The organism is Pseudomonas sp. DNDY-54 (assembly GCF_019880365.1).
In the GTDB taxonomy this organism is placed as follows: Bacteria; Pseudomonadota; Gammaproteobacteria; order Pseudomonadales; family Pseudomonadaceae; genus Stutzerimonas; species Stutzerimonas stutzeri_P.
Genome location: NZ_CP082271.1, coordinates 1,609,540 through 1,623,739, shown reverse-complemented (window position 1 = coordinate 1,623,739; position 14,200 = coordinate 1,609,540). Strand labels below are relative to the sequence as shown.

Genomic DNA, 14,200 nt, shown 5'->3' with positions numbered 1-14,200 from the left:
ACCTCCGAACAGTAGCCCGAAAAACAGTAACAAGGCAAACGCCAAGTCGCCGCAGATGGAAGGGATCAGAGGAGAAAAAGGGTCGCGAGCCCGAGGAAAATGAAGAATCCACCGCTGTCGGTAACTGCCGTGATCATGACGCTGGCCCCTAGCGCTGGGTCTCTACCCATACGTGCCAGAGTTACGGGGATCAGGACCCCCATCAAGGCGGCGAGCAATAGGTTGAGCGTCATCGCCGCAGTCATCACCACCCCAAGCGACCAGCTGCCGTATAGCCAATAGACGACCATACCGATGACGCCACCCCATATCAGACCATTCAGCATGCCGACGCCGACCTCCTTACGCAGCAAGCGAGCACTATTACCGGTGCCCATCTGATCTAACGCCATGGCTCTGACGATCATCGTGATCGTCTGATTGCCCGAATTACCGCCGATACCGGCCACTATTGGCATCAATGCGGCTAACGCTACCAATTTTTCGATCGAACCATCAAAAAGGCCAATTACACGGGAGGCAATAAAGGCAGTGACTAGATTAAGGGCAAGCCAGGCCCAGCGGTTACGCAGCGACTTCCAAACCGACGCGAAGATATCTTCTTCTTCGCGCAAACCCGCCATGTTCAGTACTTCGCTTTCACTTTCTTCCCGGATCAGATCGACCATCTGATCGATAGTCAGGCGCCCGATGAGCTTGCCACCTTTGTCGACAACAGGGGTTGAAACCAAGTCGTAACGCTCAAATGCCTGCGCCGCCTCGTATGCATCCTCGTCTGGATGAAAGGTCACCGGGTCGCTGGCCATCACCTCAGCCACATACCGCTCGGGGTCGTTGACCAACAACCGCTTGATCGGCAGAACGCCTTTCAGCACGCCGTCGTAATCGACCACGAACAACTTATCGGTGTGTCCAGGCAGCTCCTTCAGGCGCCGCAGGTAGCGAAGCACTACTTCGAGGCTTACGTCCTCACGAATCGTGACCATCTCGAAGTCCATCAGCGCACCGACCTGATCCTCTTCGTAGGAAAGCGCCGATCGGACACGCTCACGCTGCTGCGCATCGAGCGTTTCCATTAGCTCATGCACGACGTCGCGGGGCAGCTCGGCAGCCAGATCCGCCAGCTCGTCGGCATCCATTTCCTTGGCCGCCGCCAGCAGCTCGTGATCGTCCATGTCGGCGATCAGCGTCTCGCGAACCGCGTCGGAGACCTCAAGCAGGATGTCGCCGTCGCGATCCGACTTGACCAGCTGCCAGACGGTCAGACGGTCATCGAGCGGCAGCGCCTCAAGGATATGGGCGATATCAGCCGGGTGCAGCGCCTCCAGCTTGCGCTGCAGCTCTACGAGATTCTGGCGATGTACCAGATTCTCAACCACATCCTGATGCTGGTTTTCCTGCGACTGGCGGTGGGCCAGATCTTCAACAATCCGGTGGCGATTAAGCAGCTCGACGACTTGCGCCAGACGATCCTGGAGACTTTCCTGCGGCTTTTTAGCTTCTACTTCAGTCATGGCGCACTCCACCCCCAGCGGACGGAGCGCGCCAGGGGATCAATCATTCGATACGTGATTGGATAGTGAAAGGTTTATACGACTACTGGGCAAATCCATGAGACGGATCCAGAGGCCCAAAGGGGCGGACCTCGCATAATACCATCGCCGTCACTGAGCCCAACCATCAAATGCAGCCAATACAACCGGTTGCGACTGCCTGTTGAGTTGGCCCGTATCAATGTCGACGCATTCACGTTGCGAGAAGGCACGGAAGCGAAACCAGAGATTATTGGCTAGTCTCACCCGACCATCGTCAAGGAGGACGACAAAATGAACAAAGCCATCGCTGCCAGCTGTTGCGCGCTGCTATTCATCGGTACCCCAGCATTTGCCGCAAACATTTATCGCTGCGCCGACGAAACCGGCCATATCACCTTCACGCGGCAGGGCTGTCCGACGAGCCAGACCGCGCAGATCCAAGACGCACGGAACCCAACGCCAAGTTCGGGCAAAGCGGTTCCTCTGGCCACGCCAAGAGCACAGCGCAACGGACGCCATAAACAAGCAACAGCAAGACAACTTACGATTGTTGGTGAGCAGGACGATGGCTGTGGCAATCGCTTAACCGGCAATGCGAGGCGCAGTGCGATGATCGGCAAGCGAATCCTGCCTGGCATGACCCGCGCCGACATTGATAGCGCGTTCGGCACACCCGATGCCGTAACCAGCCGTAACGGACAGGTTCAGTATCGCTATGTCAGCGATAACGGCCGGACTAGAACCATCAATTTCGATGAGCATGGCTGCACGCGCGGTAAGCGCTGAAACCGCTTAACGAAAAAAGGGCCTGCATTGCTGCAGGCCCTTTTTATTTGGTGCACTCAGGAGGATTCGAACCTCCGACCGCTCGGTTCGTAGCCGAGTACTCTATCCAGCTGAGCTATGAGTGCATAAGCGCTTGATAAACCAGATCACCGCTGGTTACAACATCGAACCGTATCACGATTCGTAACGTATGGTGCACTCAGGAGGATTCGAACCTCCGACCGCTCGGTTCGTAGCCGAGTACTCTATCCAGCTGAGCTATGAGTGCACTGAGGGTGCGCATTATATGTTTGTGATTTTGCTGGTCAAGCTCTTTGATTCAATGAATTCACATCAAAATCGAACCGCTAAAACCGACTCACAACCTACGATGCAAAATGGCGGAGAGGGGGGGATTCGAACCCCCGACACCCTTTTGAGATGTACTCCCTTAGCAGGGGAGCGCCTTCGGCCACTCGGCCACCTCTCCGCAACACGGGGCGCATAATACCCATCTTTACCCCGCTTGCAAAGCCAAAAATCACATAAATATTAATGGTTTGGTTCTTGGTCTTTCTCTTTCTGGATCCGTTGGTAAATCTCCTCGCGATGCACCGCTACCTCTTTGGGTGCATTCACTCCTATGCGCACTTGATTTCCTTTGACACCCAGCACAGTGACAGTCACATCGTCACCCACCATCAGGGTCTCTCCGACCCGGCGAGTCAGAATCAGCATTCCTTTCTCCTTAAAAACGGATTCATTTCAGTAAGCAGTCTGCAAAGATAAAAGCGGATAATATTCCGTGAGACCTCGACCCTAGAGCCATTCACCAGCTATTGACCAGTAAGAGCGACTCTAAAGTTCCTTTTATTCCATCTTAATCGACAGAAGGTGCGAATTAATCGCAATTCTTCTGCATCAGTCTCCTTTTCCGGCCGGCGCGTCAAGCTCGAAAGCGGTGTGCAACGCCCTCACGGCCAACTCGAGGTACTTCTCCTCGATTACCACCGAGACCTTGATTTCGGAGGTAGAGATCATCTGAATGTTGATATTTTCCTTCGCCAGCGCCTCGAACATGCGACTTGCGACACCCGCGTGAGAACGCATGCCAACGCCGACGATCGACACTTTGGCAATATCCACGTCGCCAATCACTTCCCGGGCGCCCATGTCTCGCGCAATGCCTTCAAGCACCTGCAGCGCGTTATGGTAGTCGTTGCGGTGAACGGTGAAGGTAAAATCCGTGGTGTTATCGTGCGCAACGTTCTGCACGATCATATCGACCTCGACGTTCGCCGAGCTGATCGGGCCGAGAATCTTGAAAGCCACCCCGGGCGTATCCGGCACACCACGAATGGTCAGCTTGGCTTCGTCACGGTTGAAGGCGATGCCGGAAATGATGGGCTGTTCCATGGATTCCTCTTCATCAAGGGTAATGAGGGTTCCAGGACCCTCCTGAAAGCTGTGCAACACGCGCAGCGGCACGCTGTATTTGCCGGCGAACTCGACTGCACGGATCTGCAGTACTTTGGAGCCGAGACTCGCCATCTCGAGCATTTCCTCAAAGGTGATCTTATCGAGGCGTTGAGCCTTGGCCACAACACGCGGATCGGTCGTGTAGACGCCGTCGACGTCCGTATAGATCTGACACTCATCAGCCTTCAACGCAGCTGCAAGCGCCACACCGGTGGTATCCGAGCCGCCTCGCCCGAGAGTCGTGATATTGCCGGCTTCGTCAACGCCCTGGAAACCGGCAACCACCACGACGCGCCCGGCCTTCAGTTCCTTGTGGATCTGTTGGGAGTCGATTTGAAGGATGCGCGCCTTGGTGTGAGCACTGTCGGTGAGAATCCTTACCTGACCGCCTGTATAGGACACCGCCGGCACGCCAATCTTGATTAGAGCCATGGCCAGCAGAGCGATGGTGACCTGCTCACCGGTTGACACCATTACATCCAGCTCACGAGCCACCGGCTGGTCGCTGATCTGCTTGGCCAGATCAATCAGGCGATTGGTTTCGCCGCTCATCGCGGAGACCACTACTACGATGTCGTCGCCGTTATCGCGAAATTTTTTGACTTTCGCCGCCACCTGCTCGATGCGCTCGACGGAGCCAACCGAGGTACCACCAAACTTCTGTACGATCAAAGCCATCTCATAGCCGCCTAAGCCCTTCGTGGGCGCTCATTAAACAATCAACCCAAGCACCACCATGCACTCGACCAGCGGCCTGCCCCGATCGCGATACGTTGTGATACGCAACATTGCTGATTTCGGGCGGATTTACGCCGCCCTGCTACATGGCTTGCTCGACGAACTCCTGAGCAAGGGCCAACGCCGCGTCGAGTTGACTCGCATCGCTTCCGCCACCCTGAGCCATGTCCGGACGGCCGCCACCCTTGCCACCTACAACCGCAGCGGCCTGCTTCATCAGATCACCGGCTTTGATACGCCCCGTGAGATCTTGCGTCACGCCAGCCACCAGCACGACTTTTTCGTCCTGCACACCGCCTAGCAAAATAACCGCACTGCCGAGCTTGTTTTTCAACTGATCGACCAATGCCAGCAGTGCCTTGCCGTCCAGGCCATCTACTCGCGCCGCCAGGGTCTTCACGCCTTTCACCTCTACAGCAGAGCCAGCAAGGTCGTTGCCGGTAGCGCTCGCCGCTTTTGCCTTGAGCTGCTCCAGCTCTTTTTCCAACTGGCGATTGCGTTCCAGCATTGCCCCCAGCTTGTCCAGCAGATTGTCGCGACTGCCTTTGACCAGCGCGGCGGCTTCCTTCAGCTGCTCCTCGGCGCTGTTCAGATAGGCCAGCGCTTGCTCACCCGTGACCGCCTCGATACGCCGCACACCGGCGGCTACGCCGCCTTCACTGAAGATTTTGAACAGCCCAATATCGCCGGTACGCTTGACGTGAGTGCCACCACACAACTCCACGGAAAAGCCACCACCCATCGTCAGTACGCGAACCTGGTCGCCATACTTCTCGCCAAACAGAGCCATTGCACCTTTGCTCTTGGCCGTTTCGATGTCGGTTTCCTCGATTTCCACCGCCGTGTTGCTGCGAATCTCGGCGTTAACCTTGTCTTCCAGCGCCTTCAACTGCTCGGGCTTGATCGCCTCGAAATGGCTGAAGTCGAAGCGTAGGCGCTGACTGTCTACCAGCGAGCCTTTTTGGCTGACATGTTCTCCGAGGATCTGGCGCAACGCCGCGTGCAGTAGATGCGTCGCGGAGTGGTTCAGCGCTGTGGACTGACGCACTGACGCGTCGACGGTTGCTTCGACGGTCGCGCCAACCTGCAGACTGCCGCTGTCGAGGATGCCGTGGTGAAGGAATGCGCCTCCGGCTTTGCTGGTGTCCCGCACGTCGAAACGCAAGTCTTGCGCTGAAAGGTATCCGCAATCGCCGATCTGCCCACCCGACTCGGCATAAAACGGCGTCTCGTCCAGAACGACCACACCCTCCTCGCCTGCCGACAAGCTCTGCACCGACATCCCTTCCTTAAACAGCGCCAGCACCTTGCCGGTGCCAGACGTTCCGAGATAACCGGTAAAACGTGTCTCGCCCTCGACTTTGACCAAGCTGTTGTAATCCATACCGAACGCGCTGGCAGAGCGCGCGCGTTCGCGCTGCGCCTCCATCTCGCGTTCGAAGCCTTCTTCATCCAGCGTCAGCTCACGTTCCCGCGCGATGTCGCCGGTGAGGTCGACGGGGAATCCATAGGTATCGTAAAGCTTGAAAATCAACTCACCAGGAATGACGCCACCCTGCAGGTCGGCGAGGTCCTGCTCAAGAATCTTCAGACCCTGTTCGAGCGTCTTGGCAAACTGCTCTTCTTCGGTCTTCAGCACGCGTTCGATGTGTGCCTGCTGAGTCTTCAACTCAGTGAAGGCATCGCCCATCTCGGCAACCAGCGCGCCGACAATCTTGTGAAAGAAGCTGCCCTTCGCGCCCAGCTTGTTGCCGTGACGACAGGCCCGACGGACGATCCGGCGCAGCACATAGCCGCGTCCCTCGTTTGAGGGCGTCACACCATCAGCGATGAGGAAGCCGCATGACCGAATGTGGTCGGCCACAACTTTCAACGACGCCTGCCCGTCATTGCTGCATCCGATCGCCTGGGCGGAGGCGTTCAGCAGACTCTGGAAGAGGTCGATCTCGTAATTGGAATTGACGTGCTGCAGCACGGCGCTGATGCGCTCCAGGCCCATGCCGGTATCAACGCTCGGCGCCGGCAGCGGGTGCATCACGCCATCGGCTGTCCGGTTGAACTGCATGAAGACGTTGTTCCAGATTTCAATGTAACGATCACCGTCTTCCTCTGGCGAACCAGGTGGGCCGCCCCAGATATGGTCGCCATGGTCGAAGAAGATTTCCGTACAGGGACCGCAAGGCCCGGTATCACCCATCGCCCAGAAGTTATCCGACGCATAGGGTGCGCCCTTGTTATCGCCAATGCGGACCATGCGCTCGGCCGGCACGCCGACCTCTTTGGTCCAGATGTCGTACGCCTCATCATCGCTGGCATACACGGTAACCCAGAGCTTTTCCTTGGGTAGGTTCAGCCACTGCTCCGAAGTCAAAAATTCCCACGCGTAGGTGATCGCGTCGCGCTTGAAATAGTCGCCAAAACTAAAATTGCCGAGCATCTCGAAGAAAGTGTGATGCCGCGCCGTGTAACCGACGTTCTCCAAATCATTATGCTTGCCGCCGGCACGCACGCACTTCTGACTGGTGGTAGCGCGTGTGTACGCGCGCTTTTCCAGGCCGAGGAAGCAGTCCTTGAACTGATTCATGCCGGCGTTGGTGAACAGAAGGGTCGGGTCGTTCGCCGGAATCAGCGAACTTGAGGCCACACGCGTGTGGCCCTTCTCTTCGAAGAAGCGGAGGAAGGCTTCACGGATTTCTGCGCTTTTCATAGATTTCTTCCAGAAGACAGCGGCCAAACGGCTGCAAAAACGACACGGCGAAGCAGCGCCCGGAGCCGGTTCGCAACTATCCAAACAGATAGCCGGCAAAGGGCCGCATTATATCGGCCCTACGCCGCGCGCATAGAGGAGAAATACGATTGAAACAAGCTATTGGATAGCGATTCGACCCTACGACCTGGCGAACGCAGCGAAGGTCTCTAGGACCGGCTCTACGTGATCGGGGCGGATATCAAGGTGCGTCACCATCCTCAACCGCGGCGCCGCGGTCAGGATAATGCCTCGCTGCGCGCAAAACGCCTTCAGTGCGGTTGCACGATCACCAATGTCCACGTAGACCATGTTGGTCTGCACCGGCTCGACGGTGTAGCCAAGCGCCTCTAGGCCTTGCGCGATTTCATAAGCTCGCTGGTGGTCGTCGGCCAAGCGTTGCACATGGTGATCCAGCGCATAGAGCCCGCCGGCAGCCAGGACACCAGCCTGACGCATGCCGCCCCCGACCATCTTGCGCAACCGCCGCGCCCTGCCGATAAGCGCTTCGTCACCACAAAGCACCGAACCAACCGGCGCCCCCAGCCCTTTCGACAGGCATACCGATACCGAGTCGAAATGACGACTGATGTCGCCGGCTGTGCAGCCCAGCTTCACCACAGCATTGAATAACCGCGCACCGTCGAGATGCAGTGCAAGCCCCCTTTCTCGCGTGAAGGCCCTTGCCTCGGCCAGGTATTCAAGTGGCAGGACTTTACCGTGCATGGTGTTTTCCAGCGCCAGCAACCGGGTGCGGGCGAAGTGGAAATCGTCTGGCTTGATCGCCGCCGCGACCCGATCCAGATCCAGCGTGCCATCACTTTCCATCTCGACCGGCTGCGGCTGGATCGAGCCCAGCACCGCAGCCCCGCCGGCCTCATATTTATAGGTGTGAGCCAGCTGGCCAGTGATGTACTCATCGCCTCGTTCGCAGTGCGACATAAGCGCGAGCAAATTGCTCATCGTGCCGCTGGGAACGAACAATCCGGCGTGCATACCCAACCGAGTGGCGAGGGTCTGCTCCAGCTGCCGGACCGTCGGATCTTCACCGTAAACGTCATCGCCGGTAAGCGCACTCAGCATGGCATCGCGCATTCCGACCGTGGGCTGGGTGACCGTATCACTGCGAAGATCAATGAGGCTCATGGTGATTCCTTTGGACATAAAACGTTGGTGCGCGCGCGTCTGCCTTGATGCACTCGGGTTAGCGCAGCAAACGGGTATCCAGTACCGCCGATCCGCCGTCCAGCATGGTTTCGGTGATATTGATGAAATCATCAGTGGTGACTTTGTCGAGACGCATCAGACCGCGGGCAACATCGTCCAGGGAATGGCGACCTTTGCTGCGCTGGCGGATTTCGCGATCGAGCTCCTGCAGTAGCAATACCGCCCTGGCCGTAATGGGCCCGGTGGAATGCTCGGTGCGCAGACTGTCGACCTTGCGGCTCCATTTGGTCAGGTCTTCACGCACCCGCTGATAGCGATCTTCGCTCATGCCTCCGGCACGCCTTACCAGCTCGATTGCGTAATATTCAGCCAGCCCTTCGCTAATCCAGTCGCTGCGATCAGCGTCGGTAATTCGGCTGAATACGTGGACAAGCTCGTGAACCAGTGAACTGGTGCCGTTCTCACTGACGAGGGGCCGATCGGCGTGCATGAACAAGGAGTTCGGGCCGGACAGGCCACCCCGCCACATCGGATCGCCCGCACCGACGATCAGCAGCTTCTTTGGGTCCCGCGGGAATACGTTCTGTATTTCCGGCCAGACGAAGGTCAGCATTGTCAGCACATCCATCCGCCGCACCCCTTCGCCCACCGGCGCCGCCACCGTAACATCGGTCTCCCCCAGCTTGGCTCTGCGACTACCAAGTTTGCCAGCCAGGATCCAGCCGGTTGGACGATCGAAAAGACGTTCGCGATTGTCGATGCGGAAGCGGTTCTTACCGATGCGGGGCCACCCCGTCTCAACACTCTTCCAGCCCTCGGGCAGCTCAACCTTCAGGCGTGAGATCAGCCTGACCCCGTCCTGTTGATCAAGGCGACCGCTTGGGACCAGATCGTCACCACGAAGCAGTGCCCAGTCATCTGTCATACGTGCATCGAAGCGGCCGCTTTTGCGCTGGTGACTGACTTTCACCCGGTAGCTCAACCGCGCCTTACCAGGAGCGGGCCGCCAGACACCGCGACCATTCTCTTGTTGCCAAGTGCCCTCGCCGTCCGCTTGGAAATCGCTATAAATCCCCTCGTCGCCGAGCTTGAAATCAAGGTACCGAACAACGCTGCCATCCTCGAGCAGCAGCTCGACTTCGGCAGTGTCCTGGTCGGGAACGAATTTGACATTGAAGTCCAGATCGACTCGCTTGGCCGCATAGGCCGGCGCAACGAAGAGCAGCAATAGGACGGCTAGCAGCGGTAACTGACGGAGGGACATCGAGCGGCTCCAGATAGGTTCAGTGCTAAGACGGCACGGCCGGAGGTAGATTCAACCGGCCCGAAAAATCAAATGGTCTTCCCAGTCTTCGTCCGCGACGGAGCCCTCGGCAAGCATTCGGCCTGACTGCGATATGCCTTCGGCATGCACCGCATCCACGTCACCACACACAAGGTGATGCCAAAGTGGCAGGTCCTTTCGCTCCGCGACGAGGCGGTAACCACAGGTAGGCGGTAGCCATTTGAATTGTGCGGCATCCGCTGCGGTCAGCTGAACGCAGTCGGGCACACTGGCCCGCCGGTTGGGATAGTCGCTGCAACGACAGGTCTTGAGATCAAGCAATTTGCAGGCGATGCGCGTGTAATAGACGCTGCCGTCCTCTTCATCCTCAAGCTTCTGCAGACAGCAAAGCCCGCAACCGTCACACAGCGATTCCCACTCGTTTGAGTCAAGCTCAGCAAGGGTTTTGCGCTTCCAGAAGGGTTCGACTTTAGCTGCCATGAACAGAGCGTCTCAGATAAAGATGCGAGTCTAGCCACTGCCACGCACGCGGCCAAGCGTGGCCGCGTGCCCAGTCGCTTGGCGGGCTGATGGGCGACCGGCGGTACGCCCGTTGAGACGTCACATCGGATCGTTGCGGCGCAACAACTCTTCTGGAAGATGCTCGATATAGTCGTCCTCGGGGGGCGGCATCTGTAAGTGATACCCCTGCTTCTCCAAGTTCTCGAGCACGGTGGTGATGTCCTCCCGCGCCAGCTTTCGCTCGGGCGTAAGCACCATATCGAAGGCGAGCTGCGGCGGGCCGAAGGCCGCGAGCAGCGCTTCGGGAACACGCGCTAACGCCTCGCTGCGTTCGACGTACAAATACATTCCAGGCTTGCGCGGGCTTCTATAGATGGAGCAAATACGTTTCATGGTTTCTCTTCCGACAGCACATCGAGGAGCGCTTGCCCCATCCGCTCACGACGCCAGCCGCGCAGCGAATCGGGCAATTCATAAGGACCGTCCGGATATCCAGTTTTCAGCAAGGCTTCAAGCACCTTCTTACGCAGCATCAGCTCCGAAGAAATCTCGAGAGCCTCGGCCTCACGCTGCCCCACCGCGCGCAATTTCTTCAACAGCCCCGACGCTTCCAGCGGTAACGGCTCAGGCAAGGGCTCAGGCCAATCCTGCTCAGGCGTGGCCGCGGCGCTGCGAATGAGCTCAAGCAAGGTTTCGCCATCCTGCCGCACGGTGCGCGGATGCATATCGTCAATGCGCGCCAGGCTGACCAGATCGGTTGGCTGGGTACGGGCGAGCGGCCATAGGCTATGTTCTCGCAGAACACGATTGCGGGGCTGATTGCGCATCCGCGCCTGACGCTCGCGCCAAGCGGCCAATACACGCAGCACGGCGAGCTGTTTCGGCTTCAGACGCCAGGCCTGTTTGACTTCTCGATAGGCTTCATCAGGGTCGGTTTCGCGCTGCAGGTTAACGACCAGTTCTGCACCATCCTCCAGAACCCAGGCGCGTTTCTCGTCGGACAGCTTTGGCAGCAATGCCTCGTACAGCTCGGCCAGATGCTGCGCATCCTCAGCCGCATAGCGCACCTGCATGTCGCTTAGCGGACGCTGGAGCCAGTCGGAGCGCGTCTCGCCTTTGGGCAGCTCGATGTTCAGAACGCTCTGCACCAAGCGTGAGTAGCCCATGGAGAAACCGATGTTCAGGTAGCCCGCCGCAAGCTGCGTATCGAACAAAGGGATCGGCAGACTGCCCGTCAAGCGCCAGAGCACTTCCAGATCCTCGCTGCATGCGTGCAGGACTTTAACCACAGCAGGGTCTTCCAGCAGGCCTGCAAACGCACTCCAGTCAGTGATCAGCAGAGGGTCGATCAAATAGGCGCAACGCCCGTCACCCACCTGAAGCAAAGCGGCAATCGGATAAAAGGTATCGACCCGCATGAACTCGGTATCCACCGCTACATAAGGCAGCTGGCGCCACTCGGCACAAAGGCGGGCCAGATGCCCATCATCCAGCACCCATTGAGTTTCGATGGCCACTAGGCCCTCCTTAGTTGTTCGGTATTCCGACCGGCACGCGGGCGAAGAGGCGCGCAGTATATATCGTGCCTCCCGATTCGCAGCGCCTTCATCCGCAGCGTCAAACCGGCGTGATACTGTCACGCGCGCCACCTCGAACGGAGCCCCGCCATGCCAATCGCCCAACTGATAAACGCCACCCAACTGAAGGCACGCCTGACAGAGCCAACCCTTCGCATTCTGGATTGTCGGTTTTCGCTGGACGATCCGGCATATGGCAGACGCAGCTACGAAGAGGCGCATATTCCCGGCGCCGCTTTCCTCGACTTGGAGAAAGATTTGTCAGGACCGGTGATACCGGGCCAAACCGGCCGACACCCGCTTCCGCAGCCGGAGCAGCTGATTGAGCGCTTTCGCGGGGCGGGCCTGAACAACGACAGCGAGGTGGTGCTTTACGACGATGGCCCCGGCGCATTTGCGGCAAGAGGATGGTGGTTATTGGCATGGCTCGGTAAGCGCAGCGGCGTGTATCTGCTGGACGGCGGCTTCAGGGCCTGGCTGGACGCCGCCGGGGGTGTATCCGGTGAACAGGCCAGCATTCCGCCAGGCACATTCGAAGGCACGCCCGATGACAGCCTGGTAATTAACGCGCAGCAGTTGCTGGCCCATCTGAATAAACCTGATCTGACCCTTCTGGACGCCCGCGCTCTGCCTCGTTTTCTCGGTGAGCAGGAGCCTATCGATCCAGTAGCCGGGCATATCCCCGGTGCTCGCTGCGTGCCGTTTACTGAAAACCTCGACGCGACCGGGCGCTTTCTCTCCTCGTCGCAGCTGCGCGCTCGGTTCGATCAGCAATTGGCGGGACGATCACCCGACACTCTGGTCGCCTATTGCGGGTCCGGCGTCACGGCGTGCCATAACCTGTTTGCGCTGTGCCTAGCGGGGCACCCGATCCCCAAGCTTTATCCAGGCTCCTGGAGCGAGTGGATTACCGACCCTGACAGGCCTATCACTTCAAGCAAGGCACAACTACGTGACTAAACGGTCAGGTTCAGGCTAGACGGTTTTATTGGCAGTTTTCCAGTTAATCGCTGCCGATCGTCGTTATTTACGAAACTTTGCACTCTTTCAATTGCGAGCGATCGGGGAAGCTTGATAGGGTCCGAGCCGCTTTTTCCCTTGGAGTACAACAATGAAAACAACTTGGTTGAAGACCGCCATTGCAATAGCCGTAGGCGCCCTTTCCACTCAGGCGATGTCCGCTGGCTTCGCGCTCAATGAGCAAAGCATCAGCGGCATGGGCACCTCATTCGCAGGTCGCTCCTCTTCTGCCGACGACGCCACCACGCTGTTCGGAAACCCGGCGGGCATGTCGCGCCTGAAGCGTGAGGAAGTTAGCTTTGGCATGGCTGCGATCAGTGCCAAGACGGATATAAAAGATACTTCTGCCTTTACTCCACAGGGTCCAGGCGGCCTTCGTGCCCCTGTCGGCGGTAGCAACGATGGCGACATGGTGCCAGTTACGGCTGTACCTATGGGTTACTACGTCAAACCGATCGACGATAAGTGGGCGATCGGTGTCGGGGTGTACGTCCCGTTTGGCCTGATTGCCGACTATGAAAGCGGTTTCCAAGGGCGCTACCACGGCGATTACAGCGAAGTGCGTGTAATTACAGTCCAGCCAACGGTCAGTTATCGCTTCAACGAGAAGCTGTCGATCGGCTTCGGCCCTACCTTGAACCGCATTGATGGCGAACTACAAAGTGCGACCATCAACCCGATCCCAGGTGGCAATGATGGGCGAGTCAAAGTAAAGGGTGACGATACCGCGGTCGGTTTTAATGCCGGCATTTTGTATGAACTGACCCCACAAACACGCATGGGTTTGACATATCGATCTAAGGTTGAATACACGCTTGAGGGCGATACAGAACTTAAAGAAGGATTCAATCAGCTCGGTGTGGCCGGTAAGTACGACGCATCCCTCGACCTGACCACTCCAGAGTCAATCGACCTTTCGGTAACTCACGAACTCAACGATCAATGGACGCTATACGCAGGCGCGATGCTGACACGCTGGAGTCGCTTTGAAGCGATCGTAATCGACAACGAAGGTCTTCCTTCCGGCCCACTCAATCCTATTATCGAAGAACAAGATTGGCACGATACTTGGTCCTATGCCATCGGTACAGCGTACAAGCTGAACCGTGAGTGGACGCTGCGTACAGGCTTGGCCTTCGATCAAAGCCCGACGAATAACCTGCATCGGTCACCACGAATCCCCACCGGTGACCGCACTGCGGTGAGCTTTGGACTAGGCTGGAACCCGACCGACGACGTTACGGTTGATCTCGCTTACTCTTATCTTTGGGAAGAAGAAACAAAAGTGCGCCGCGAGCATCCATCCAAGGGTATTTACAACGCCACCTACGAAAACAGCGCCCACGGTTTCGGTGCTGCGCTTAGCTACCGCTTCTGATGCACCCCG

The 14,200-nt window shown here is 57.9% G+C and carries 12 protein-coding genes and 3 tRNA genes; 3 read left to right on the top strand and 12 right to left on the bottom strand.

What is annotated here, in order from left to right:
* Positions 1-65: 65 nt before the first annotated feature.
* Positions 66-1,514: a magnesium transporter gene (gene mgtE / locus K4O48_RS07670; RefSeq protein WP_222911434.1), complete on the bottom strand. Its 1,449-nt coding sequence runs from the start codon at positions 1,512-1,514 to the stop codon at positions 66-68.
* Positions 1,515-1,826: 312 nt separating this feature from the next.
* On the opposite strand from mgtE, the gene K4O48_RS07665 reads away from it, so the two are divergent.
* On the top strand, positions 1,827-2,321 hold the full coding sequence (locus K4O48_RS07665) for a DUF4124 domain-containing protein (protein WP_222911433.1): 495 nt from the start codon (positions 1,827-1,829) through the stop codon (positions 2,319-2,321).
* Positions 2,322-2,369: 48 nt separating this feature from the next.
* On the opposite strand, the gene K4O48_RS07660 is transcribed toward K4O48_RS07665, so the two are convergent.
* The 11 genes from K4O48_RS07660 to rnd form a co-directional block, all read right to left on the bottom strand.
* Positions 2,370-2,446, bottom strand: a tRNA-Arg gene (locus K4O48_RS07660).
* A 66-nt stretch (positions 2,447-2,512) separates the two neighbouring features.
* A tRNA-Arg gene (locus K4O48_RS07655) sits at positions 2,513-2,589 on the bottom strand.
* Positions 2,590-2,699: 110 nt separating this feature from the next.
* Positions 2,700-2,790: transfer RNA gene (locus K4O48_RS07650), tRNA-Ser, on the bottom strand.
* 62 nt (positions 2,791-2,852) lie between these two features.
* The gene (gene csrA / locus K4O48_RS07645; RefSeq protein ID WP_003085981.1) at positions 2,853-3,038 is read right to left on the bottom strand and encodes a carbon storage regulator CsrA; all 186 of its coding nucleotides are present in this window, start codon (positions 3,036-3,038) and stop codon (positions 2,853-2,855) included.
* A 183-nt stretch (positions 3,039-3,221) separates the two neighbouring features.
* On the bottom strand, positions 3,222-4,457 hold the full coding sequence (locus K4O48_RS07640; protein WP_222911432.1) for an aspartate kinase: 1,236 nt from the start codon (positions 4,455-4,457) through the stop codon (positions 3,222-3,224).
* Positions 4,458-4,599: 142 nt separating this feature from the next.
* Positions 4,600-7,224, bottom strand: a complete 2,625-nt coding sequence (gene alaS / locus K4O48_RS07635) for an alanine--tRNA ligase (protein WP_222911431.1) — start codon at positions 7,222-7,224, stop codon at positions 4,600-4,602.
* A 180-nt stretch (positions 7,225-7,404) separates the two neighbouring features.
* Complete coding sequence (ltaE, locus tag K4O48_RS07630; protein WP_222911430.1) at positions 7,405-8,409, bottom strand: low-specificity L-threonine aldolase; 1,005 nt, start codon at positions 8,407-8,409, stop codon at positions 7,405-7,407.
* 58 nt (positions 8,410-8,467) lie between these two features.
* Positions 8,468-9,694 carry a hypothetical protein gene (locus K4O48_RS07625; RefSeq protein WP_222911429.1) on the bottom strand — a complete coding sequence of 409 codons (1,227 nt, stop codon included), beginning with the start codon at positions 9,692-9,694 and terminating at the stop codon, positions 8,468-8,470.
* Positions 9,695-9,745: 51 nt separating this feature from the next.
* Entirely contained in the window at positions 9,746-10,195 is a 450-nt protein-coding gene (locus tag K4O48_RS07620) for a YcgN family cysteine cluster protein (protein WP_222911428.1), read from the bottom strand.
* 120 nt (positions 10,196-10,315) lie between these two features.
* Positions 10,316-10,609: a YcgL domain-containing protein gene (locus K4O48_RS07615; RefSeq protein WP_222911427.1), complete on the bottom strand. Its 294-nt coding sequence runs from the start codon at positions 10,607-10,609 to the stop codon at positions 10,316-10,318.
* Positions 10,606-11,733, bottom strand: coding sequence for a ribonuclease D (gene rnd, locus K4O48_RS07610; protein WP_222911426.1), 1,128 nt, complete (start codon positions 11,731-11,733; stop codon positions 10,606-10,608). Before rnd ends, K4O48_RS07615 begins: the two co-directional genes overlap by 4 nt.
* Positions 11,734-11,883: 150 nt before the next feature.
* Here rnd and K4O48_RS07605 point away from each other — a divergent pair, with 150 nt between their 5' ends.
* Both K4O48_RS07605 and K4O48_RS07600 read left to right on the top strand, forming a co-directional pair.
* Positions 11,884-12,753, top strand: coding sequence for a sulfurtransferase (locus K4O48_RS07605; protein ID WP_222911425.1), 870 nt, complete (start codon positions 11,884-11,886; stop codon positions 12,751-12,753).
* Between the two features lie 151 nt (positions 12,754-12,904).
* Positions 12,905-14,191 (top strand): OmpP1/FadL family transporter, encoded by a 1,287-nt coding sequence (locus K4O48_RS07600; RefSeq protein WP_222911424.1) that lies wholly within the window; start codon positions 12,905-12,907, stop codon positions 14,189-14,191.
* Positions 14,192-14,200 lie beyond the last annotated feature (9 nt).

Excerpts from the sequence above, each read along its gene's own strand:
- mgtE (WP_222911434.1), bottom strand. The coding sequence starts at position 1,514 with ATGACTGAAGTAGAAGCTAAAAAGCCGCAGGAAAGTCTCCAGGATCGT.
- K4O48_RS07665 (WP_222911433.1), top strand. The coding sequence starts at position 1,827 with ATGAACAAAGCCATCGCTGCCAGCTGTTGCGCGCTGCTATTCATCGGT.
- csrA (WP_003085981.1), bottom strand. The coding sequence starts at position 3,038 with ATGCTGATTCTGACTCGCCGGGTCGGAGAGACCCTGATGGTGGGTGAC.
- K4O48_RS07640 (WP_222911432.1), bottom strand. The coding sequence starts at position 4,457 with ATGGCTTTGATCGTACAGAAGTTTGGTGGTACCTCGGTTGGCTCCGTC.
- alaS (WP_222911431.1), bottom strand. The coding sequence starts at position 7,224 with ATGAAAAGCGCAGAAATCCGTGAAGCCTTCCTCCGCTTCTTCGAAGAG.
- ltaE (WP_222911430.1), bottom strand. The coding sequence starts at position 8,409 with ATGAGCCTCATTGATCTTCGCAGTGATACGGTCACCCAGCCCACGGTC.
- K4O48_RS07625 (WP_222911429.1), bottom strand. The coding sequence starts at position 9,694 with ATGTCCCTCCGTCAGTTACCGCTGCTAGCCGTCCTATTGCTGCTCTTC.
- K4O48_RS07620 (WP_222911428.1), bottom strand. The coding sequence starts at position 10,195 with ATGGCAGCTAAAGTCGAACCCTTCTGGAAGCGCAAAACCCTTGCTGAG.
- K4O48_RS07615 (WP_222911427.1), bottom strand. The coding sequence starts at position 10,609 with ATGAAACGTATTTGCTCCATCTATAGAAGCCCGCGCAAGCCTGGAATG.
- K4O48_RS07605 (WP_222911425.1), top strand. The coding sequence starts at position 11,884 with ATGCCAATCGCCCAACTGATAAACGCCACCCAACTGAAGGCACGCCTG.
- K4O48_RS07600 (WP_222911424.1), top strand. The coding sequence starts at position 12,905 with ATGAAAACAACTTGGTTGAAGACCGCCATTGCAATAGCCGTAGGCGCC.